This window comes from Serratia sp. PAMC26656 (genome assembly GCF_016469055.2).
Classification (GTDB): domain Bacteria; phylum Pseudomonadota; class Gammaproteobacteria; order Enterobacterales; family Enterobacteriaceae; genus Serratia; species Serratia plymuthica.
The window spans coordinates 1427961-1450051 of record NZ_CP150486.1 but is presented as its reverse complement, the minus strand read 5'-3'; the positions used below and the strand labels follow the sequence as shown (position 1 = coordinate 1450051).

21 protein-coding genes are annotated in these 22091 nt (G+C 57.7%); 11 read left to right on the top strand and 10 right to left on the bottom strand.

From position 1 onward, the window contains the following. Nucleotides 1-13 precede the first annotated feature (13 nt). Complete coding sequence (locus JEM67_RS07455) at nt 14-958, bottom strand: GlxA family transcriptional regulator (RefSeq protein WP_199635451.1); 945 nt, start codon at nt 956-958, stop codon at nt 14-16. Between the two features lie 91 nt (nt 959-1049). Here JEM67_RS07455 and JEM67_RS07450 point away from each other — a divergent pair, with 91 nt between their 5' ends. Continuing rightward, on the top strand, nt 1050-1730 hold the full coding sequence (locus JEM67_RS07450) for a DJ-1/PfpI family protein (RefSeq protein ID WP_199635452.1): 681 nt from the start codon (nt 1050-1052) through the stop codon (nt 1728-1730). A 50-nt stretch (nt 1731-1780) separates the two neighbouring features. After that, entirely contained in the window at nt 1781-2344 is a 564-nt protein-coding gene (locus tag JEM67_RS07445) for a DedA family protein (RefSeq protein ID WP_199635453.1), read from the top strand. A gap of 2 nt (nt 2345-2346) precedes the next feature. On the opposite strand, the gene JEM67_RS07440 is transcribed toward JEM67_RS07445, so the two are convergent. Then, nucleotides 2347-2970 carry a LysE family translocator gene (locus JEM67_RS07440; RefSeq protein ID WP_199635568.1) on the bottom strand — a complete coding sequence of 208 codons (624 nt, stop codon included), beginning with the start codon at nt 2968-2970 and terminating at the stop codon, nt 2347-2349. A gap of 78 nt (nt 2971-3048) precedes the next feature. Then, complete coding sequence (locus JEM67_RS07435) at nt 3049-3942, bottom strand: LysR family transcriptional regulator (RefSeq protein ID WP_199635454.1); 894 nt, start codon at nt 3940-3942, stop codon at nt 3049-3051. Between the two features lie 112 nt (nt 3943-4054). Between JEM67_RS07435 and JEM67_RS07430 the strand changes: the two genes are divergently transcribed. Together JEM67_RS07430 and ansP are read left to right on the top strand one after the other, a co-directional pair. Beyond that, on the top strand, nt 4055-4492 hold the full coding sequence (locus JEM67_RS07430; RefSeq protein WP_013811984.1) for a PACE efflux transporter: 438 nt from the start codon (nt 4055-4057) through the stop codon (nt 4490-4492). Between the two features lie 562 nt (nt 4493-5054). Next, nucleotides 5055-6518 carry an L-asparagine permease gene (ansP, locus tag JEM67_RS07425; RefSeq protein ID WP_013811983.1) on the top strand — a complete coding sequence of 488 codons (1464 nt, stop codon included), beginning with the start codon at nt 5055-5057 and terminating at the stop codon, nt 6516-6518. 173 nt (nt 6519-6691) lie between these two features. Here the strand turns inward: ansP and JEM67_RS07420 are convergent, their stop codons facing one another. Further along, a complete protein-coding gene (locus JEM67_RS07420) occupies nt 6692-7471 on the bottom strand; it encodes a HalD/BesD family halogenase (RefSeq protein ID WP_199635455.1) in 780 nt (259 codons plus the stop codon). Nucleotides 7472-7583: 112 nt separating this feature from the next. Here JEM67_RS07420 and JEM67_RS07415 point away from each other — a divergent pair, with 112 nt between their 5' ends. Next, entirely contained in the window at nt 7584-8495 is a 912-nt protein-coding gene (locus JEM67_RS07415) for a LysR substrate-binding domain-containing protein (protein ID WP_199635456.1), read from the top strand. Here the strand turns inward: JEM67_RS07415 and JEM67_RS07410 are convergent. Next, entirely contained in the window at nt 8492-9361 is an 870-nt protein-coding gene (locus JEM67_RS07410; protein ID WP_199635457.1) for an ATP-grasp fold amidoligase family protein, read from the bottom strand. The two genes, JEM67_RS07415 and JEM67_RS07410, sit on opposite strands and share 4 nt — an antisense overlap. Nucleotides 9362-9516: 155 nt before the next feature. On the opposite strand from JEM67_RS07410, the gene JEM67_RS07405 reads away from it, so the two are divergent. Both JEM67_RS07405 and JEM67_RS07400 read left to right on the top strand, forming a co-directional pair. After that, on the top strand, nt 9517-10809 hold the full coding sequence (locus JEM67_RS07405) for an oligosaccharide flippase family protein (protein WP_199635458.1): 1293 nt from the start codon (nt 9517-9519) through the stop codon (nt 10807-10809). 223 nt (nt 10810-11032) lie between these two features. Then, nucleotides 11033-12850: a hypothetical protein gene (locus tag JEM67_RS07400; RefSeq protein WP_199635459.1), complete on the top strand. Its 1818-nt coding sequence runs from the start codon at nt 11033-11035 to the stop codon at nt 12848-12850. 107 nt (nt 12851-12957) lie between these two features. Here the strand turns inward: JEM67_RS07400 and JEM67_RS07395 are convergent, their stop codons facing one another. Both JEM67_RS07395 and JEM67_RS07390 read right to left on the bottom strand, forming a co-directional pair. After that, nucleotides 12958-13554, bottom strand: coding sequence for an HD domain-containing protein (locus JEM67_RS07395; protein WP_199635460.1), 597 nt, complete (start codon nt 13552-13554; stop codon nt 12958-12960). A gap of 72 nt (nt 13555-13626) precedes the next feature. Next, complete coding sequence (locus JEM67_RS07390; RefSeq protein ID WP_199635569.1) at nt 13627-14475, bottom strand: DMT family transporter; 849 nt, start codon at nt 14473-14475, stop codon at nt 13627-13629. Between the two features lie 93 nt (nt 14476-14568). On the opposite strand from JEM67_RS07390, the gene JEM67_RS07385 reads away from it, so the two are divergent. Further along, nucleotides 14569-15504 carry a LysR substrate-binding domain-containing protein gene (locus tag JEM67_RS07385; RefSeq protein WP_199635461.1) on the top strand — a complete coding sequence of 312 codons (936 nt, stop codon included), beginning with the start codon at nt 14569-14571 and terminating at the stop codon, nt 15502-15504. A 201-nt stretch (nt 15505-15705) separates the two neighbouring features. Next, nucleotides 15706-16467 carry an arylamine N-acetyltransferase family protein gene (locus JEM67_RS07380; RefSeq protein WP_199635462.1) on the top strand — a complete coding sequence of 254 codons (762 nt, stop codon included), beginning with the start codon at nt 15706-15708 and terminating at the stop codon, nt 16465-16467. Nucleotides 16468-16502: 35 nt separating this feature from the next. Here JEM67_RS07380 and dusC read toward each other — a convergent pair whose 3' ends face one another. The 3 genes from dusC to rhlE all read right to left on the bottom strand — a co-directional run bounded on the left by dusC (nt 16503) and on the right by rhlE (nt 19956). Next, entirely contained in the window at nt 16503-17432 is a 930-nt protein-coding gene (gene dusC, locus JEM67_RS07375; RefSeq protein WP_062869983.1) for a tRNA dihydrouridine(16) synthase DusC, read from the bottom strand. A gap of 81 nt (nt 17433-17513) precedes the next feature. Then, nucleotides 17514-18473: a D-2-hydroxyacid dehydrogenase family protein gene (locus JEM67_RS07370; RefSeq protein ID WP_199635570.1), complete on the bottom strand. Its 960-nt coding sequence runs from the start codon at nt 18471-18473 to the stop codon at nt 17514-17516. Between the two features lie 118 nt (nt 18474-18591). After that, a complete protein-coding gene (gene rhlE, locus JEM67_RS07365) occupies nt 18592-19956 on the bottom strand; it encodes an ATP-dependent RNA helicase RhlE (RefSeq protein ID WP_013811971.1) in 1365 nt (454 codons plus the stop codon). Nucleotides 19957-20260: 304 nt separating this feature from the next. Here rhlE and cecR point away from each other — a divergent pair, with 304 nt between their 5' ends. Together cecR and hlyD are read left to right on the top strand one after the other, a co-directional pair. Next, complete coding sequence (gene cecR / locus JEM67_RS07360; RefSeq protein WP_199635463.1) at nt 20261-20950, top strand: transcriptional regulator CecR; 690 nt, start codon at nt 20261-20263, stop codon at nt 20948-20950. Nucleotides 20951-21096: 146 nt separating this feature from the next. After that, entirely contained in the window at nt 21097-22083 is a 987-nt protein-coding gene (gene hlyD, locus JEM67_RS07355) for a secretion protein HlyD (RefSeq protein ID WP_199635464.1), read from the top strand. The last annotated feature ends 8 nt before the right edge of the window (nt 22084-22091 follow it).

Sequence of the window (22091 nt, the reverse complement as noted above, 5' to 3'; positions counted from 1 at the left end):
ACAGCTGAATGAATTAACCGGCGCGGCTCAGGCGCCGCATCGCCTGCGGCGACAAACCGAAAACGCGAATAAATGCCCGCCGCATACGCTCCGGATCGCTAAAACCGACGGCACGAGCAATAGCCTCCAGCGCTTCGCCGCTCTCTTCAATCCGTACCCGCGCCGCTTCCACCCGCAGTTGCTCAATCACTTTGGCCGGCGTCTGCCCGGTTTCCGCGCGAAACAACCTGCCGAACTGGCGTTCGCTCAGGCAAGCGGCATCGGCCAGATCCACCACCGTGAGCGGCTGATGCAGATGCTCACGGGCGTAAGAAAGTGCGCTGCGGATACGGTCTGAAGAAGGATTAAGCGCCAGCAGCAGTGAATACTGCGACTGCCCGCCAGGACGGCGGTGATACACCACCAGTTGCCGCGCCACGTTGGCCGCCACCTCTGCGCCGAGGTCCTCTTCAATCATCGCCAGCGCCAGATCGATGCCGGCGCTGATGCCGGCAGAGGTCCAGAGGGCACCGTCGCGAATAAAAATGCGGTTGCTGTCAACGCGAATACGCGGATAGCGCTGCTGCAACCGTGCGGCGTGGAACCAATGGGTGGTGGCGCGCTTACCTTCCAGCAGCCCGGCGGCCGCCAGGATAAATGCCCCGGTACACACGCTGGCCATGCGCCGCACCTGCCGGCTCTGCTGCTGCAACATCGCGATCAACGCCGGGGACTCCGCCGCAGCCACGTTGCCGCGGCCACCGGCAATCAGCAGCGTATCAAAACGGCCCCCCTCCAATGGCTGGGTCATCACGGCCACGCCGGACGAACCGATCACCATTCCGCCCACTTGCGATACCGGCAAACAACGGTATGCCGGGGCATCGGTAAACTGATCGGCCTGATCGAAAGCCGCCAGCGGCCCCGCAAAATCCAGCAGGTTAAAATCGGGAAAGATAACAAAGCCGATGTTTTTCATTATGGCGTTTTTTGAGGGTTATATGGCATACCAGCCAAAAACAGGGCAGCTATTATTACCCAGTTCAAAGGACAAAACTGAGGCGAATATCATGTCTGCACCATTAGTGATAGTTTTTCCGATCTATCAGGGCGTTACCCAGTTGGATTTCACCGGCCCGCTGCAATTTCTGCGGCATATGCCTGATGCTGAAATTATCGTCGCCTCGGCCGGCGGTGCGGACGTCAGTTCTGAGGGGCTGCATTTCTCCCGGCTGCAAACGCTGGAGGACGTCACGCACTGCGATGTCCTGTGCGTGCCGGGCGGCAGTGGCTGCACCCAGGCGCTGCTGGACGAAAACTTCATGCGGCAGATCCGCCGGCTGGGAACCGACGCACACTATCTGACCTCGGTCTGCACCGGCTCGCTGATCCTGGCCGCCGCCGGGCTGTTGCAAGGCAAGCGCGCTGCCTGCCATTGGTCGATGCGTGACAGCCTGACGCTGTTCGGCGCTATCCCGAGCAGTGCGCGGGTGGAGCGCGACGGCAACGTAATCACCGGAGGCGGCGTAACCGCAGGCATCGACTTCGCCCTGACACTGATAGCCGAGCTGCACGACGAAGAAACCGCGCAAATGATCCAGCTTTATCTGGAGTATGCCCCGGCACCGCCGTTCCTGGGGGGAACGCCAGAGCTGGCGCCTGCGGGGATTCTGGCGCGAGTAGAGGAAAAAATGGCAGACAGCCTGCAACAACGCCGGGCGCTGGTGGCGCAGATTGCCGCCCGCGGCTAGCGCACAGGGCGTATACTTAACCTTAAGTGTCATAGACGTAAGGATTAAGCATGGCGGATCTGGCCCACTACATTACGGATTACGGCTACTGGGCGCTGTTTATCGGTTGCCTGGCCGAGGGGGAAACCATCACGTTGCTGGGCGGGATTGCCGCGCATCAGGGGCTGTTGCATCTGCCGTGGGTGATTGCGGTGGTGGCGCTGGGCGGCACGCTGGGGGATCAAGTGCTGTTCTTTCTGGGCCGCCGCTTCGGTGGGCAGGTGATTTCACGGATGAAAAGCCAGGAAAAGCGCATCGAGCGCGCCAAGAAGCTGATTGCCCGCCACCCGATGCTGTTCGTGATCGGCGTGCGCTTTATGTACGGCTTTCGCATTATCGGCCCGGTGCTGATCGGCGCCAGCAAATTGCCGCCGTCACGCTTTGTGCCGCTGAACATTCTGGGTGCCATTCTGTGGGCGACGATTTTCGTGCTGCTGGGTTATTTCGGCGGTGAAGCCATCGCCCGTTTTATCTCCGGCTTCGACAAAAGGCTGACCAGCCTGCTGTTCTGCGCGCTGGTGATCGCCGCCATCCTGCTGTTGCGCTTCTGGTGGCGGCGTCGCCACGCCGACTAAGGCTATTTATTGAGCATCAGCTTCAGGCCGAGCAAGGCCAGCACGCCGCCACCCAGCCGATCGAACCAGGCTTTAAAACGCAGGTAAGTACGGCGCGGGCGCGGCGATGACAGCACAAACGCCACAAAGGCGTACCACAGGACGTCGACCGTCAAGGCAATCACCGGCAACACCACGTACATCAGCGGCGAAATTTTATGGCTGAGCAGCGCGGCGAACACGCTACCGAACACGATAGCGGTGTTCGGGTTGCCGAGTTGGGTCAGCAAACCGGTGGTAAACGCCTTGCGAAATCCCAGATGCCGCTCGCCGAGCGCCTCCACGTTCAACGGCCGATTGGCCCCACGCAGCATTTTAAACGCCAAATAAATAAGATACGCGCCACCCAGCACTTTCAGCGTGCTGTACAACCACGGCAGCGCCAGCAGCAGCGACTGCAATCCCAATAGCGCGATCAAGGCAAAGATAAAACAACCGACGCCCATGCCTAACGCCACTGCCATGCCGTCGCGGCGCGAAGAGGCGACTGCGGTGCGCGCCACCAAAATAAAACTTTGCCCCGGACTCATCGCCCCGAGCGTTATCGCCCCGGTAATGCTCAATACCGATAATGCCGTTTCACTCATCATGCTCGCGGTACCCCCTTAACAATCCATTGCTCAAAGTAGACCAGCGACGAAAATAAAAGCAATGACTACCGGGGTTCATTCAACCTGAGCCGCATCGCGCATCAGCGCTACCAGCTCGCGCGCGGCCTTGTCCAACGGCGCATTCTTTAGCCAGACCAGGTGTATCGGCAACCGCAGTTCGTTTTTGGTGTTTTTGAATTTCAGCCGGATTAACCTTCCCTGCGCCAACAGCGGCGCAGTCAGTGACAGCGGGAAATTGCCCCAGCCCAACCCGGCCTCAACCATGCTTAGCGCCATCGGCAGGCTGTCGGTACGCCAGTAAGATTCCGCTACCCGCGGCCGCAGATCGACGATGGGCAGATCGCGGCTAGCCACCATAATCTGCCGTACGTTGACCAGATCCTCGAGAAACAGCTCGTCCGCCGCCCCTTTTAGCGCCGGGTGGCATGGCGAGAGCGTGGCGACCAGCGATTCCGCCCCCACGAAGTGGAACTGCTCCTGGCTGTTGACGTTAAGCCCGCCAAACGCCAGGCAGACGCCAACCCTGCCCTGATGCAGCATATGCAACACGTCATCTTGCGGGGCGGTCAACACTTCGATGTTCAGCAACGGATAACGCTCCGCCAGCGTTTTAATCGCCGCCAGCAGGCCGCTGCCGTTGATGTCCGAAGCAACGCCGATAGACAACGTACTCTCCAGCCCCTGCGACAGCTCGATGGCGTGGTTCTGCAATTGTTTAAGTTGGTCGGCAATCAACCGCGCATGCGGTGCCAGCGCCAATGCCAGCGAGGTCGGCACCGGTTCGCGGTGCGACCGGTCAAACAGCGGGAACCCGAGTTCCGCCTCCATGTTGGCGATGCCCATGCTGACCGCCGAAGGCACGCGCCGCAGCGAACGGGCGGCGGCAGAGAACGAACCCCGATCCAATACCGCCAAAAACAGCTCAATATTATCGCTGGAAAAGTTCATTGCGTTACCTGTCAGCAAAACTGACAGCTCCTGACTTTTTCTATCAATGTGATTGACGTTATCTTAGCCGCCACGACCCAAGAAACCACCAAAAATAACGCAGGAGAACATGATGCAAGGCGTTAAACGCAAACTGGTGTATGTCACCGCCTATGAAATTATCGGCATGGCGATCTCCGCTTTGGGGCTGGCGCTGCTTTCCGGCAGCGCGCCCAGCAGCACCGGGCCGCTGGCGGTGATCATCACCACCATCGCCGTAAGCTGGAATTTCATCTACAACTCGCTGTTTGAGCGGTGGGAGAGTCGCCAAACGTCACGCACCCGCACGCTAAAGCGCCGTATTGCGCACGCCGTGGGGTTTCAACTGACGCTGGTGGTGTACCTGATCCCGCTGATCGCCTGGTGGATGGGGATTTCACTTCTGGAAGCGCTGCTGCTGGATATGGCGCTGATCGTCATTATCCCGTGCTACACCTTCGTGTTTAACTGGGCGTTCGACCTGATTTTCGGTCTGCCCGCCTCGGCTCAGCCAGCCGGGGAATCTGCCTAAAAAATCGCCGTTAATCCCCTCGCCTGCGGGCTATAATCGCCGCAGGCAACAAGAGTCTTATTTACCCCCTTTTTTCACGCCTCGAAAAATAAGCAAAACCCCCTGCAATTTGCGCGGAAATTAATATTTTGTGATTTTCGTCACTTTTTATTCCTCGATATTTCCGTGTTGATAAAATCATACATCCTATTGAATAATATATTCTTTTGTATATGTAATAAAAAATAAACACAATTGATCACGATTTATACGCAGGATTTTTTGCCACATTTACGGAGAAAAGGTAGCATGCCTCGCCGTTATTTAATGATGGCTGTACACATAATATACCCTATGGGTTTCAAGTTGCAGCTAGGCGGCCAGCTCGCTTATCCCCCAGGCGCTTACTCCGGTAAGTAACTGGGGTAAGCGAGTGCAGCCAACAACGTTGCAGCTTGAAAGACGACGGGTATAAAACAACAGAATGATGCCATGACCTCATTCTCATAACGATTGGCAATAGCAATCGTTTGCTCTCGTCCGAGAGCTGGGTAACCCTATAGACAGGTAAACAGGACGGATGATGCAATCACATAAAAAAACCGAGCATGACAAACACGCCGCCAGAAGACGTTGGTTAGACTCACATGAATCCGGTTATCACAAAAGCATGGGCAACCGCCAGATACAGATGATCGCCATCGGCGGTTCCATTGGTACCGGCTTGTTCCTCGGCACCGGCGGCCGTCTGGCAATGGCCGGCCCAGCGCTGGCGCTGGTCTATCTGGTGTGCGGGATATTCTCTTTCTTCATTCTCCGCGCGCTGGGCGAGTTAGTGCTGCACCGCCCCTCCAGCGGCAGCTTCGTTTCTTATGCCCGCGAGTTTCTCGGCGAAAAAGCCTCTTATGTCGCCGGCTGGATGTATTTCCTCAACTGGGCGATGACCGGTATCGTCGACATCACTGCGGTCGCGCTGTACATGCACTACTGGGGCACTTTCGCCGACGTGCCGCAATGGCTGTTCGCGCTCTGCGCCCTTGGGGTGGTCGCCACCATGAACATGATCGGCGTGAAGTGGTTCGCCGAAATGGAGTTTTGGTTCGCGCTGATTAAAGTGGCCGCCATTGCCATTTTCCTGGTGGTCGGCGTGGTGTTTCTCGGTATGGGTACCCCGGTGGCGGGCAACACGACCGGCCTGCACCTGATTACCGAAAACGGCGGCATGTTCCCGCACGGCTTGTTGCCCGCGCTGGTGCTGGTGCAAGGGGTAATCTTCGCCTTCGCCGGCATTGAGCTGATCGGCACCGCCGCCGGCGAATGCAAAGATCCGGCAAAAATGCTGCCGAAGGCGATCAACAGCGTGATCTGGCGTATCGGTCTGTTCTACGTCGGCTCCGTGGTGCTGCTGGTGCTGCTGCTGCCGTGGAATGCCTATCAGGCCGGCCAAAGCCCGTTCGTCACCTTCTTCAGTAAATTGGGCGTGCCCTATATCGGCACCATCATGAACATCGTGGTGCTGACTGCCGCGCTCTCCAGCCTGAACTCCGGCCTGTATTCCACCGGTCGTATTCTGCGTTCGCTGTCGATGGGCGGCTCCGCGCCGAAATTCATGTCCAAAATGAGCAGCCAGCAGGTGCCTTACGCCGGTATTCTGGTGACCTGTGGTATCTATGTGCTCGGCGTAGTGCTGAACTATCTGGTGCCTTCACAGGTGTTTGAGATCGTGCTGAACATTGCCTCACTGGGCATTATCAGCTCCTGGGCATTTATCATCGTCTGCCAAATGCGCCTGCGTAAGGCCGTGAGGGAAGGCCGCGCCAAACCGGTCACCTTCAAGATGCCCGGCGCGCCGGTCACCTCCTGGTTGACGCTGGCGTTTCTGCTGGCGGTCGTGGTGATGATGGCGTTCGATTACCCGAACGGCACCTGGACCATCGCCACCATCCCGGTGCTGACCGTGCTGCTGGTGCTGGGCTGGTTTGGCCTGCGCAAGCGCGCGCAGGAAGTGAAGCTGGAACAACAGGCTCACGAAGAAGCCCACCACTGAGTCTCTCAACTGAGTTTGATGACAAAGTTGCCTTTGAGCCCGAGATACTCGGGCCTAGCGCACCGAGGGGCGCTCCGGCGGGCAAGCCGCTACGACCCCTTCGGCACGCTCTCCCTAATAACGGGCTTGTCAGTAGTCTGAACTGCCCCCCTCCGGGGCAGTTTTTTTATCCGTTACAAGCGGCCATAAAATGTCATGCGGGCGCTCTCTGACAGCGCGATATCCGGCTGGGCATTATAGGCCAGCACCACCAGCATACGGGTGGTATCGCCTTCGGTTGGCGTAACACGGTGCATGGCATTGCGCCCGCGAAACAGCACCAAATCCCCCTCCTCCATCGCCAGCGTCTTCACCGCACGCTCGCCGTCCAGCACCTGGGTGACCCCCGCGTAATTCATCTCGCCGCGATCGGCATCGCGCAGGTTTTCCACATACTCAAACCGGCCACCGGCCTGCGGTTTTTGGATCAGGAGCGTGATGGCAAATGAGGAGTTATCAAAATGCCAGCCCAGCTCCTGCCCGCGATACGCGTAGTGCAGATTGATCGACGACAGCCGATCGGCGTAGGGATAGAGCTGTTGCTCTTCCAGCACCGCACAGAGGAAATCGCGGAAAGGCTGGGCATCATACAGCGTGCGCAGCGGCGACTGTGCCGGGATATCCTCGTCGGTAATACACCCCTTGGAAGACACCACCTGCCGGTTGCGCGCATGGTCGGCAGGCAGGCTTTCATCCTGCGGTTTCAGGTATACGTTATGCTTGCTGGCGGCATAAAACGCCGCTGGGCTGTGCTCCGCCCCTTCGAGACGGACGGTCGCCAGCGCGGCGGCGGTCAGAAAGCCCCGCAGCACCAGCGCACCCGCCGTGTCCAGCGTCGCTTTGCAACGGGCCTGAAAGGCGGCGTCGCCGATCGGGTTGGCGGATAAATCAACGATATGAGCGAGTTGCTGCATGAGAAGCTCCTGAAGGCTTAGCGGCCGGATACCCCACTGTAGCGAATGTCGCATTGCCGTAATAACAAAAATGCGTTAAGGATGAGGTAACCCATTCTTAACGATAGCCGCCATGAACGCACCTTCCCGCAGCCGCCTGCCCAAACTGAGCGCCATTTTGGCGTTTGAAACCGCCGCCCGTACCGGCAGCCTGGCCAGGGCGGCAGACAGCCTGGCGCTGACCGCCGCCGCCGTCAGCCAGCAAATCCGCCAGCTTGAACAGCATCTGGGCATTCAGCTGTTTACCCGCGCCAAAAGCGGCGTGACGCTAACCGAACAGGGCGCGGATTATCTGGCCTATGTGCAGGAAGCGTTCGAGACGCTGCGCGTAGCGCAGCAACACGTCGATCGCCAACGTGGCCAGGAAACCCTGACGATCTTTGCACTACCGGCGCTGGCCTCAAAATGGCTGAACCCGGCGATTGGCGACTGGCTGGCCCATCAGCCGCAGCTGGATATCCGCCTGCACGCCACCCATGCCGCGGTGGATTTCGCCGCCTCGGCGGCGGACTTTGCATTGTGCTTTGGCGATCAGGACTATCCGCTGCTGGAAAAAGTGAGGTTGTTTCAGGATGGCGTGCAGCCGGTGTGCAGCCCGCAGCGGCAGGCCGCCAGTGACTGGACCCGGCAACCGTTGATTCATGTCGACTGGGGCAAAGAGAGCCAGTTCCTGCCAGGCTGGCATGAGTGGTTCACCGCCGCCGGGCTACCGCCGCCGCAGCGACGAGGCCTGACCTATAACCTGACCTCGCTGGCGATTGATGCGGCGGTGGCAGGCCACGGCATTTTGCTCGGCCAACAAAGCTTGATCCAGCGCGAACTGGCTAACGGCACGCTGGTGCCGCTGGCAGAACCGGTGCTACCACTCAGCAAGCCTTACTACGTGGTCTATCCGCAACGCACGCTGGACAAACCCAAAGCGGCGGCGTTTTTGGCCTGGCTGCAAAGCCTCGCCCCGCCGGATGCCGACAGACTATCCTTCTAACCGCCGCAGCGGCTATCGGCTCTGGACATCATCTCGCCCAGCAGCAGGTTGGTCGCACGCGGCAGAAAAACCTCATTACCGGCGCCGGGAGTCAGCGTCAGTTCGCCAATGTAAAGCTGCTCGGGGGTGAGATAGAAATCGACGCGGCAATAGTCGAGATCCGCCGCCACGGCTTTCGCTACCTGGATCATCTCATCCCAGAACGCAGGTTTCGCCTGCAACGTATTGATCTGCGGAATATCATTCTGAATAAAAAAGCAGGGGTAAACATGCTCGTCCAAAAATTCCAGCGAAGTGGGCTCAGGCCCGCCGCGCAGTAATTCAACAAACAGATAAGATTGATTGCCGTTAAAAACATGCACCTTGTAGTCAATCAACTCCCCGCTGCACTCGATATCCAGCAACTCCTCGACGATAATTTTTTGCGGAATAGTGGCGTAATGTTTTTCACGAAATCTTTTCCAATAGGTTATTTCAGACCATCCATGAAGAGTATTCACAATATCCTGATAGCTAATCTGACTTTTATCTTTGACTATTTTCACCTGCTGAGAGGCATTATTGGTTTTGATGACAAACGATGGTGGCAGGGAAAGGTAGTCCTGTTCGGTAAAATCATCGGTGGTCATAATGATTGGCGTTAGGTAATTTTCCGATACCCGCTGTGAAATATACTCTCTCACCGCCACCTTATCCGCCAGCAGGCTGAAATCACGCTGCGGATAACGCATACGTTGATAAATTTTCTCGGAAAACGTCTTGGGTTTTTTGAAGTTCACCAAAGAGCCATGAGCAAGATAATGGCTAATTTGATAATAAATAGCATCGGGCGCGGCCCGATAGAGCCGTTTTGCGAGTTTTCTCATTTTTCTCTTTCTTCCATGAAGATAGCATACGGAGAAATGCTTTTAACATTCCGATTATTGCCGCTCAATTATAAAACCTTGCGCCCCCACCGTTACAAGGGCTACAGGAATAATCGGATGATTCTTATTACAGCATGCGACAGGGAAAAGCGCAGATGCAATTGAAATTCATAGATATCAACATAGTGAAAAACGCATTCTGGATGATATCGGAAAAAATGGTCTCTATTCTGGGCGTCATTTTTATCACCGCCTATATGGCGAAATATGTTGGCCCGGAAAGTTTTGGCAAGATCACCTTCGCTACCGCTATTTTCGCCATTACCCAGACGCTGGCGCTGCTGGGCTCCGACACCGTGCTGTTCAAACGCATTAGCCGCAATCCGCGCTCCGGCACCGCATTGATGTTTTCCACCAACCGGCTGCGCCAGGGCTGTTTTATCCTGTTTTCCGCAGCCATCCTGCTTTACACCGGTTTACGGGACGACTTCATTACCTTCTACTTTTGCGCCGCCACCTTTGTCGCCGGCTTTTTCTCGCTCAGAGACGTGTTCACCATTTACCACGACGCCCGGCTGGAGTCGCGCTTCAATACGCTGGCCAACGTTGCCGGCCTGGGCAGCGCCCTGCTGGTGCGTTATCTGATTGTTTATTTTGATCTGCATCTGTATTTCCTGGCGATCCCCATAGTGATGGTTTATCTGATCCCTTACCTAATCCGCCACCACCTATACCATCGCCGTCACACGCGCTTTACCGCCCCCGCCCGCGTTCGGCGCAAGTATGTGCGCTATCTGCTCGCCAGCGGGCTGCCGCTGGCGGTCTCCAACGTCTCCATCGCCATTTACACCCGGCTGGCACAGCTGTTCCTGATGTGGTTCGTCTCCGCCGAAGCGCTGGGTATTTATTCTGTCGCCATCACGCTGGCCACCGCCTGGATGTTCGTCACCAACGCAGTGATCTCCTCATTTTTTGCCAAGATATTCGCTTACCGCCGTGACGATGCCATGCGCGCCGCCGCCAAACTGAATGGGCTGGTGCTGGCGATCGCCGCCGCGATCGTGGCAGGCATCATTTTGCTCGGCAAACCGGTGATCGTGCTGCTGTATGGGGAGCAATATCTGGCGGCCTATCCGGCCATGGGCGTGCTGGCGGTAGCCACGCTGCTCTCGGCACTCGGCACCCTGGCCTATAAATACATTGTGATGTTCTCGGGCTACGGCTTCTTGTCGAAGAAGATGTTCCTGGTGTTTATCATCAATATCCCGCTTTCTTATTGCCTGATCCGCCAGTACGGCATCATGGGCGCCGCCTACAGCACCCTGCTGACCGAACTGCTATCGCTGACCCTGCTCAACAACGTCTTCCGCCGCGGCGTGGTCTTGCAAATGCACCTGCGTTCGCTGAACCCGCTCACTTATCTTCGCCGCGTGCCACAAGCCGGTTAGATTATCCCCCATCCGTAACAGAGTGCCGTTAGCCCGCTGGCAGCGGGCACAACGCTCATGGCTTAACCTGCCTTACCCCTCCTGCTAAGTTTCTCCCACAGGCCGGGAGATTTAAAAGTGCATCGTCCTCGGCCTGCACACTTTTATTTTCAATACACCACTGTGCTACTGCAATTATGACCTTGCAGTAACCTGCATCATCGAAAGAGTGAGGGTTACCACCATGATTACATTAAATGATTACACCAACCTGCGCGCCTATACCGGCAGTGAGTCAACCGTAATGATTGAAAATCGCTATCACCACGGCGTATTCCTCCGTGACAGCGCAGACACCACCAGCCTGGACAACGGCGCGACTATTCTGATCGATACGCAAAACCGCCGCTGGAAACGCATTATCAATGACGGGGATTACTGCATTGACTGGTGGTATCAGGCTGGCGATGAGCTGGATTATTCCCTGACTATTAACCGTGCCAGCAATTTTTTACAGGTTAAAGGTGATGAGTGGTGGCAAGCGCCGATCCCGACCACGCCTGCCGGCATTACCTTGGTCGGCCCCGGCGGCGTGCGCCCATGTAAAACCACCGCAAAATTAAAATTATGGAAAAACTCCGTTGATTTTAAAGGCACCATTTTGGACTTTTCCGGCGCAACCAATATTGAATGCGTGCGGGTGCTGTATAGCCAGGGTGCACCGGCGATCTATAACCTGCGCATCGTCGGCACGCCAGGAGCAACGGCCAATCTGCGCGGCCTGTGCGTTTACAGCGATGCGGCAAATATGGATGGCATTCCAGCCAGCCAGTTGTTCGTGCAAAACGTCTGGCTGACCAACCTCTACAAAGGCATCGTTTTTGGCAACAACGCCTATATCCAGAGCTGGCACAGCATTATGGTTCGTGGCTGTTGGTGGCCGATTTGGTCCGAAAGCGCATCCAATGCCGGTGAAAAAATCGTGTTCTACAAATGCCTGTTCGGCGACAGCAACAACTATTATCAAGGCGTTCATTCGTTGGCCTTCCGCGATTGCTCGTTTGACTACAGCGGTTTTAAAAATGTCGCCGATCAACAAGCGAATACTGACTATGGGTTGTTCGACCTCAAAGCCGGTACGCTGGATTTTAAAAACTGTCACTTCGAATGGGGCAATAAAAATTCCCGCAACTCCCGGCCGGTATTTACCAGCGATAACGGCGGTACGGTAAAAATCAAGGACAGCCAGTGGCACAGTGTGGAAACCAACGTTACCGATCCCGACAGCACGGTTCCCTACCAATACGTTGAATATTTCTATTTCGATAAGTCGAGCGATTTGAGAGGTAAATGCTACATTGACGGTTTCGATCTGGTGAACTCTGACATCAAGAAAGGATGGTCAAACAACCATATTGAAATGAAGAAGATCGTCGCTCCCGGCTATATCAACATGTGGCGTCAACTCTATCTCGGCGATGGCGTTAATCACCTGCCAGAGCCGACATGGAAGGAAAGCGGCGCGCTGCAATTGAACAATGTTTACGCCGCCAGCGGCACCCGCATCTCGCAAACCGAAACCTCCGATTTGACGGTGACGCTGCAAAACGGCGTGCTTACCGCCACCACCAAAACGGCCGCGGCGGACAAGAAACTCGAAGTTTATTTCCCGATTGAAAAAAACGATCTGGTGTTGTGGCGCGCCACGTTGGAGAACCTGCAGGGCCTGAGCAGCATGGATGTCGCCGTTAACACCTATCAGGGTAAATACGAACTTAAGGGTAACGCCGGGACCACCACCGTGCTGGAAAAAACCTGCCAGTGGGGACGAAGCGGCACCGTAACGCCAACGTCACCGGCCACCATGACTTCGGATCGTATCACCGCGCTGGATTCTGCGGAGTATCTGCCGCTGCCGGAAGGCTATGTCAATTACGCTCGAATTGTCATCGTCCTGAAAAACTTCGGCGGTAGCGCCAGCAACCCGGCTTCGGTGGACATCACCAAACTGCTGTGTCAGAAGATTGATATTGTTTCCCGCAACCCACGTAAATCCTGGTAACGCTCAAGAGTCGCCTCATTAGAGGCGGCTCGTTCCCTCAGATTTAATAAGCTTCATTTTCATAAACTCGCCCGCAAAAGCATAATCCGTTTAACTTCAATCCTCCCCTACACAGCCAGCCTGAAATGCTCCTCGTATTGCTGCCAGAGCGCGTTGAACCAACTGTCGTCGCCGCTGCGCCGGTTAATTAGCGCGACGGCGGCGTCACATTGGCTGCGGGCGATAGCCAACAGCCCGGCGTCGCCTTGCTGCAGCACGCACAGCAAGCGCGACATCTCCACCAAGTATTGGCGCGCAAAGGCCAGCTCGTAGTCGGTGATGTTTTTGCTGTTGTCGATCAGGTCGCACAACTTGATGGTTTGCGCTTCCGGGCAAGCCAAGGCACTGTGCTGCAAGTTGGCATTCTTGCGGTGCAACCGCTCACCGCCGTAACTGCGAGTTTGCACGTCGGTCAGCATCTCCACGTATTCTTCGACCGTAGGGCCGAACTCGCGGCGGATATCCGCCAGGGTCACCGGGGTATCTTCCACCGTATCATGCAGCCAGGCGGCGGCGATCATTTCCGGCGTAGGATCCGCCTGCTGCAACAGCGCCACCACAGCGGTGGGATGAACGATATAAGGCTCGCCGGTAAACTTGCGCTTTTGCTTGCAGCTCTCGTGTGCCGCCGTGGCGAACCGTCGGGCTTTTTGCGTTAAATCCATGCTGACTCCTTATCCGAATATTCCCATTTTAGCGGTTATCGTCTGGGGTAAGAGAGTCTGTTTGGTTATGAGTTATGCCGGTTGCAAATGCAGCACCACAGCGCCAGCCAATACCGTTAATACCCCCAGCCACTGCAAGCCGGAAAGCCGCTCGCGCAGCAAAAGCGCGCCCAACAGCGCGGCGATGCCGCCGGACAACGTGCTGAGCACGGTGACGACAGCCAGCGAGCCCGCCCCGGCCCCCACGGCAAAGGCGGTAAAACCACCCAAACTCAGCAGGCTGGCGGCCAGCAACAGCCCGCCTTGCCGCCAGGTGGGCCGTGCAACCAGCGCTCGTCGGTCAGTGTTCAGAATCAGCACCGCCGCCAACCCGACCGTGTAGCCGAGCCACAGGCTGACGCGTGGCCCCAGCACCGGCAGCGTGTATTTTCCCTGCAACCAAAAACCGGTGCCGTAACAAAGCGCAGCCATCAACGAGAAGGCGATGGAGGGCCATGCCGAACCGGATTTTTCAGGCTGACGCCCCGGCTCCATCGCGCTGAGTATTACCCCAAGCAGACACACCGCCAACCCTGCCAGCGTCAGTGCGCCAAGCCGTTCGCCGCCGAGCCAGGACAACAACGTAGTCACCGCGCCATAGCTGGTGACCAAGGGTGCCACCAGCGCCGCCTTGCCGATGGCAAAAGCCTGGGACAGCGCCAGCGTTGCGCCCACCGTCAGGCCGGCGGCCAGCAGCGCCCCCCCCCAAACCCTGGTCGACGCCGCAAAAGCGGGAATGGCGGTGGTCAGTAACAACGCGGTCAGAATGACAAAACCGATCGCCTGGGAGAAGAATACCGCCCTGCGCACCCCCACCGCCCGCGCGTTGATGCCGATCAAAAAATCCGTGCTGCCCCAGCACAACGCGGCGGCTAACCCCATGAATATATCCACCCAATTCTCCCGTCCGATCCGTTGACAAAAAGTAAGAGAAAAATCGCTTGTGGAACATCGATAGATTGGCAATATGGTTGAATGAAACTCAAGCTGAACGCTCAACCACGCCTGCCGTCGCTGAAAGCCTTGCATACTTTCGAGGTGGCGGCGCGCTGCGCCAGTTTTACCGAGGCGGCGGAGCAGTTGAACGTCACGCTGGGGGCGGTCAGCCGCCAGATACGCCAGTTGGAGAATGAACTGGGCGTTGAACTGTTTCACCGCAAGGGCAATGCGGTGGCGCTCAACGACACCGGCAAACGGTTGGCCACCGACGTCACCCGTGCGCTGACGCTGCTGCAAAAAGCCAGCGATCGCGCCCGGCCGGTGCAGCAACAAACGCTGAAACTGACCTGCACGCTGGGCATTGCCAGCCATTGGCTGGCGGCGCGTTTACCGGCGCTGCGCCACGCCGATCCTGATGTCTCGTTGGTGCTGGACGCCAACGAAAGCCTGCGCGATTTAGCCAGCGGCGAAGCGGACATCGCCATCCGTTACAGCCCCATAGGCAACCCGCCGCCGCATTCCCGCGAACTGTTGACCGATGCCTTTGCGCCGCTGGCGAGCCCCGCCTTTCTTGCCGCGCACCCTGCGTTCACCCTCGCCGATTTACCGCAGGCCCCCTTGATTCACTCGCCGTGGAAGGACGCGCAAGGGCTGGGCGCCGCCGGCTGGCAAGACTGGTTCGCCGCCTTTGGCGCGGGCGCGGCGGCACCGCGCGGCATCCTCACCGTTAACAGCGTCGGCCATGCGTTGCAGGAAGCGATGGAAGGTAACGGTATCGTGCTCGGCAGCCTGGCGGTGGCGCAGGATGCATTAGCCGCAGGTAAGCTGGTACCGTTGTTTGGCGAGTACGGACAACTGCCCTGCGCCTATCAATATCGCCTGTGCTGGGCGGACAGCGCGTTCGTTAGCGCCACCACCCGCCGCTGGGTGAATTTGCTGCTGAAGGCGGCGGGCCAACCCCCGGCATTCTGACGCAGCACGTATTGCGCCCACAGCAGTGAAAAATCCAACTATTTTATATATCCAAAATAATTCGAGTTGCATCGCGGCGACAACTAAGCGCATCCCCGGGAGCGTACAAAGAGTACGTGACCGGGGTAAGCGCAGGAAGTCAACAAAGAGGCAGCTTGAAGTATGAAAGATATAATCAATTTTTTTGCTGCGAGACACACCGTGGATAGACAACGCTACCTGCAACATATTGGATTTGCAGGCATCCCCCAGGCTGACCTCCTGACGCTGCAACAATTGCACCGCAGTCATATGCTGAGCGTGCCCTTTGAGAACCTGAGCATTATTTATCGCCAGGGCATTCATCTGGAAGAACCTGCGCTGTTCAATAAAATTGTCGAACGGAACCGCGGCGGCTTTTGCTATGAGCTGAATCGGCTGTTTGCCGCACTGTTGAAGGATATCGGCTTTAACGTGCAGTTTATTTCCGGCGAGATCCGCGCCCGCGACGGCAGCTTCGGCGCGCCCTTCGATCATATGGCGCTGAAGGTGGAGCTGGATCAGCCGTATCTGGTGGACGTGGGGTTTGGCGACTCGTTCCTGACTCCGTTGAAAATCTCCACCACCGAGCAGCAACCACAGACCAGCGGCACCTTCCATTTAGAACAGGAAGGCGAGGTCTATTATCTGGAACGCCGAAACGGCGATAATCGCTCGCACGCCAAAACTCTGTACCGCTTTACCCTGCAAGCCCGTGAACCGAGTGAGTTCGACGGCATGTGCCACTACCACAGCACCTCGCCGCAGTCGCATTTTACCCAGCGGCTGGTGTGCTCGCGGCCAACGGAAAATGGCCGGGTGACCCTCAGCGAGAACAAACTGATTATCACCGAAGATCACCAGCGCCATGAATCGACGCTGTATTCCGAAGACGAACGGCGTGCAACGCTGATGCGCTATTTTGGGATTGATCTGGAAAATTGAGCCCGAGACAGGGGGCAGTTCCCCCTGTTACTTATTCAGCGGCAAATCACCCGGGCAATGTCCTTCGAGTTGGTCAGTGCACGCACTTCGCCGAACAGCTCCGTCGCCTCGGCATACTCTTTGCGCAAATACCCCAGCCACTGTTTAATCCGCGCCACGTGGTACAGGCCGGTGTCGCCCTGCTTTTCCAGTTGAACGTATTTTTGCAGCAGCTGTACCACCTGCGGCCAGGGCATGCGCGGTTCGTTGTATTTCACCACCCGGCTCAGGTTCGGCACGTTTAATGCGCCGCGCCCCAGCATCACCGCGTCGCAGCCGGTAGTTTGCAGGCAGTCTTGCGCGCTTTGGTAATCCCAGATTTCGCCGTTGGCGATCACCGGAATGGTCAGCCGCTTGCGGATCTCGCCAATCGCCGCCCAGTTAATGCGCTCAGCCTTGTAGCCGTCCTCTTTGGTACGGCCATGCACCGCCAGCTCAGTGGCACCCGCCTGTTGTACCGCGTCGGCGATTTCAAAACTGCGGCTGTCGCTGTCCCAACCCAAGCGTACCTTTACCGTTACCGGCAGATGATCCGGCACCGCCGCACGCATCGCTTTGGCGCCCTGGTAAATCAGTTCCGGGTCTTTCAGCAAGGTCGCCCCGCCGCCGCTGCCGTTAACCAGCTTGGACGGGCAGCCGCAGTTGAGATCGACGCCGTAAGAGCCCAGTTCGACCGCGCGGGCGGCGTTTTCCCCCAGCCACTGCGGGTGCTGGCCCAGCAGTTGGATGCGCACCAGCGTGCCGGACGGCGTGCGGCTGGCGTGGTGCAGTTCGGGGCACAGGCGGTAGAAAGATTTGGCCGGCAGCAGTTGATCGACCACGCGCAGAAATTCGGTGATGCACAGGTCATAATCGTTCACTTCGGTGAGCAACTCGCGCACCAAAGAATCGAGAACGCCCTCCATCGGAGCCAATAATACGCGCATGATTACCCCAGCTAAAAAAGACGCGCAATGATACGGGGGAATGCCGGTATCAGACAAGCGCACGGGGGAATAAAAAGCCGCTTAGCTCAACCTGCGCAGGGGCTGCCCGGCGAGAAACGCCTCGATGTCCTCTATCGCCTCGCGGAAGTAGATACGGTAGTTGTCATCGGCCACGTAACCCAGGTGCGGCGTCGCCAGCACGTTGGGCAGGCGGCGGAAGATATCGTCCATTGGCAAGGGTTCAACCTCGAACACGTCCAGCCCGGCACCGGCGATCCGTTGTTGTTGCAGGGCTTCTATCAAGGCCGCCTGATCGACAATCGCCGCGCGCGAGGTGTTGATCAGATACGCGGAAGGCTTCATCGCCGCCAGTTCATCGCGCCCCACCAGCCCGCGGCTGCGTTCGCTCAGCACCAAATGGACGGAGACAAAATCGCTCTGCTCGAACAGCGCCCGTTTCGACTCGGCCAGCGCAACGCCCAGTTGCCCAGCTTTTTCCGCCGTCAGGTTCTGGCTCCAGGCCAGCACCCGCATGCCGAACGCCTGCGCCACCCTGGCCATCTGGCTGCCAATCTTGCCCAATCCCAGCAGGCCCAGCGTTTTGCCATGCAAGGTGACACCAATCGCCTGTTGCCAGGGGCCGTTATTACGCAGCCCAGTGTTTTCCGCCACTGTGTGCTTTGCCAACCCCAGCAGCAACGCCCAGGTCAGCTCCATCGGCGCGGCCGAACCGCTGGCGGTGCCGCAAACCACAATGCCGCGCTGTTCGGCGGCGGCCAGATCGATAGACGCATTGCGCATGCCGGAGGTGATCAGCAGTTTTAACTTCGGCAAACGGGCCAGCAGCGTGGCGGTGATCGGCGTGCGCTCGCGCATGATCACCAGCATGTCGCAGTCTTGCAGGTGCACCGCCAGCTCCGCCTCATCGGTAAAATGCTGGCTCATGGCGAACACCTCGACCCGCTCGGCTATCGTCGACCAGTCCGCCATGGTGAGTGCCACCTGCTGATAATCATCAATAATTGCGCACTTCAGTTTCATCATCGGCTCCAGATAAATTGAGTTACCCCGTCGATCCTAGTACGAAAATTCACTTCCGCCAGACATAAAAAAAGCCACCTATAAAGGTGGCCTGATAGCGTCTTGCAACAGCGCGATATTATTCGCCCGGTTTGCGGCTGCGCGGACGGCGTGCCGGCGCGCCTGAACGCGGCTTGCCGTCACCCTGAGGGCGAGCACTGCCGCCGCCACGGTTTTCACGTTGGCCGCTATGGCCGCCGCCGTTACCACTGCGCTGGCCGCCACCGTTACCGGAGCGTTGACCGCCGCCATTGCCGCGCCCGCCACCCTGACGGCCGTTGATGATCGGCTCCGCCTTGATGCTTGGGTCCGGCTCGTAGCCTGGCAGGGCAATACGCGGGATTTCACGCTTCAGCAGGCGCTCAATGTCGCGCAGCAGTTTGTGTTCATCCACGCAGACCAACGAGATAGCCTCACCGGTACGCTCTGCACGGCCGGTACGGCCGATGCGGTGCACGTAATCTTCCGGCACGTTAGGCAACTCGTAGTTCACCACGTGCGGCAGTTGGTCGATGTCCAGACCGCGCGCCGCGATGTCGGTTGCCACCAGCACGCGAATTTTGCCGTCTTTAAAATCGGCCAATGCACGGGTACGCGCGCCCTGGCTTTTATTGCCGTGGATCGCTGCGGCAGTGATGCCGTCTTTGTTCAGCTGCTCGGCCAGATGGTTGGCGCCGTGCTTGGTGCGGTTGAACACCAAGACTTGCTTCCAGTCGCCTTCGCCGATCATCTGTGACAGCAGTTCCCGCTTACGCTTCTTGTCGACGAAGTGCACGCTTTGTTCGATCTGCTCGGACGCGGTATTGCGGCGCGCCACTTCAACCGATGCCGGGTTGTGCAGCAGCTTGTTGGCAAGCCCCTTGATTTCGTCGGAGAACGTCGCGGAGAACAGCAGGTTCTGACGCTTGGCAGGCAGCTTGGCCAGCACGCGGCGGATATCATGGATAAAGCCCATATCCAGCATGCGGTCAGCTTCGTCCAGCACCAGAATTTCAATTTTGGACAGATCAACTGCGTGCTGGTGTTCCAGATCCAGCAGGCGACCCGGTGTTGCCACCAGAATGTCGACGCCGCCGCGCAATTTCATCATCTGCGGGTTGATGCTCACGCCGCCAAACACCACCAGCGAACGCAGGCGCAGGTGTTTGCTGTAAGCTTCGACGTTTTCGCCGATCTGCGCCGCCAGTTCACGGGTTGGCGTCAGGATCAACGCACGTACCGGACGGCGACCTTTGACCGCATGGTCATGCTTACTCAGCAGCTGTAGCAGCGGCAGGGTAAAGCCAGCGGTTTTACCGGTACCGGTCTGGGCGCTGGCCATCAGGTCACGACCTTCCAATACCACAGGGATAGCCTGGCGTTGAATTGGCGTAGGTTCGCGATAGCCCTGTTCTTCAACAGCGCGCAGAATTTCAGCACTTAAGCCGAGGGTTTCAAATGACATAAAGAGAAAAACTCCAGATCCCCCCTAACCTAAACAATGTTCGGTGCAGTTTCCTGGGAGGATGATCAGACGGGGCATTAAGCATGACCACGAGGGATTTGGCACAAACTGCAGTGCACCAGCGCGGGAGTGTAGCAGAAGTCGCACAAGAAAACGCAATTTAAGTGACTCAGAGCACAATATGCCGAGAATTCAGCCTGGTCCGAAAAAATAACCCTTAAATAAAGAGCGCCTATTGGTTGCATTTCACTCAATCCGGCATAAGGTTAATCATATGATTGATTAACTTTTGCGAGCACTGTCTATGCCGGGTAATCAAATTGCCAGCCGGGCGCGCGGCGAACAGGCGCGCCAGCAGCTGATCGCCGCCGCCATCGAGATGTTCGGCGAATACGGCATTCAGGGCGCGACCACCCGCGATATCGCCCAGCGCGCCGGGCAGAACATCGCCGCCATTACCTATTACTTCAATTCCAAAGAAGGCCTCTATCTGGCCGTTGCACAGTGGATTGCCGATTTTATCCAGCAGGCGTTCCGCCCGCTGGCCGAGGAGATTGACCGTTTCTGGCAACGGCCAGCCGCCAAGCGCCGGCCGGAACAGTATCTCGCCTACCTGAAAAGCGGGCTGCTGGCGTTCAGCGAACTGATGACCCAACCGCACACGCTGAACCTGAGCAAAATCATGTCGCGCGAACAGCTCTCGCCTACCGATGCTTATCCGCTGATCCACCAGCAGGTGATAGCGCCGCTGCATAACAAACTGTGCCGCCTGTTGGCGGCCTATACCGGCATCGACGAGGGCTCGACCAAAATCGTGCTGCACACCCACGCACTGCTCGGCGAGGTGCTGTCGTTTCGCATCGCGCGGGAGACCGTGCGCCGGCAGGCAGGCTGGCAGCAGATAGGTGCGGCCGAAGCGGCACAAATCAGCGAGGTGCTGGCGGAACACATAGATCTTCTGGTTAATGGGCTGCGCCAGCGTTATGGCGCGTAAACCCCGCGTATTTCAAGCTACGGCGTTGTTGACTGCGTGCACTCCCCCCAGTCACTTACTTGAGTAAGCTCCTGGGGACTCACGCACTTGTCGCCTGGCCGTAACGTGAAATTCATTGGGTTTAATCTTTATAGGCAGGGAGTGTTATGAACAAGAAACGCAGTGCCATTATTGTGGCGGTCATCGTGCTGATCGCCGCCGCCGGTTACGGCTTTTGGTATTACCAACAACAACAAGACCCACCGCTGACGCTGTACGGCAACGTCGATATCCGCACGGTGAATCTCGGCTTCCGCGTCGACGGACGGCTGGCGTCGCTGACCGTGGATGAAGGTGATCCGCTCCAACCGGGGCAACTGCTCGGCAAGCTGGACGACGCGCCCTACATTAACGCACTGCAACAGGCGCAGGCCAACGTCGCCAGCGCCAAGGCCAAGCTGGCGCTGCTGATGGCAGGTTACCGCACCGAAGAGATTGCCCAGGTGCGTTCGGAAGTGGCTCAACGCCTTTCCGCCTTTAACTATGCCGACAGCTTCCTCAAACGCCAGCAGGGATTATGGGCAAAAAACGCCACCTCCGCCGATGCGCTGGAAGATGCCCGCACCTCGCGCAATCAGGCGCAGGCCAATCTGCAGGCCTCGAAAGACAAGCTGTCGCAATACCTCAGCGGCAACCGCCCGCAGGAGATAGAAGAAGCCAAAGCCAATCTGGCGCAAAATGAAGCCGCGCTGGCGCAGGCTCAGCTGAATTTGCACGATACCATTCTGGTTTCCCCCTCAGCGGGCACGGTGCTGACTCGGGCGGTCGAGCCCGGCACCATGCTCAGCGCCGGCGGCACGGTATTCACACTTTCGCTGACTCGCCCGGTGTGGGTGCGCGCTTATGTGAACGAATCCAGCCTGGGTAAAGCGGTGCCGGGCGCCGAACTGGAAATTTATACCGATGGCCGGCCGAACAAGCCTTATCACGGCAAAATCGGCTTTGTGTCGCCGACCGCCGAATTTACGCCGAAAAGCGTCGAAACTCCGGATCTGCGCACCGATTTGGTATACCGCCTGCGGGTGATCGTCACCGACGCCGATGACGAATTGCGCCAGGGCATGCCGGTCACCGTTCGTTTTGCCACACCTTGAGGGGGCAG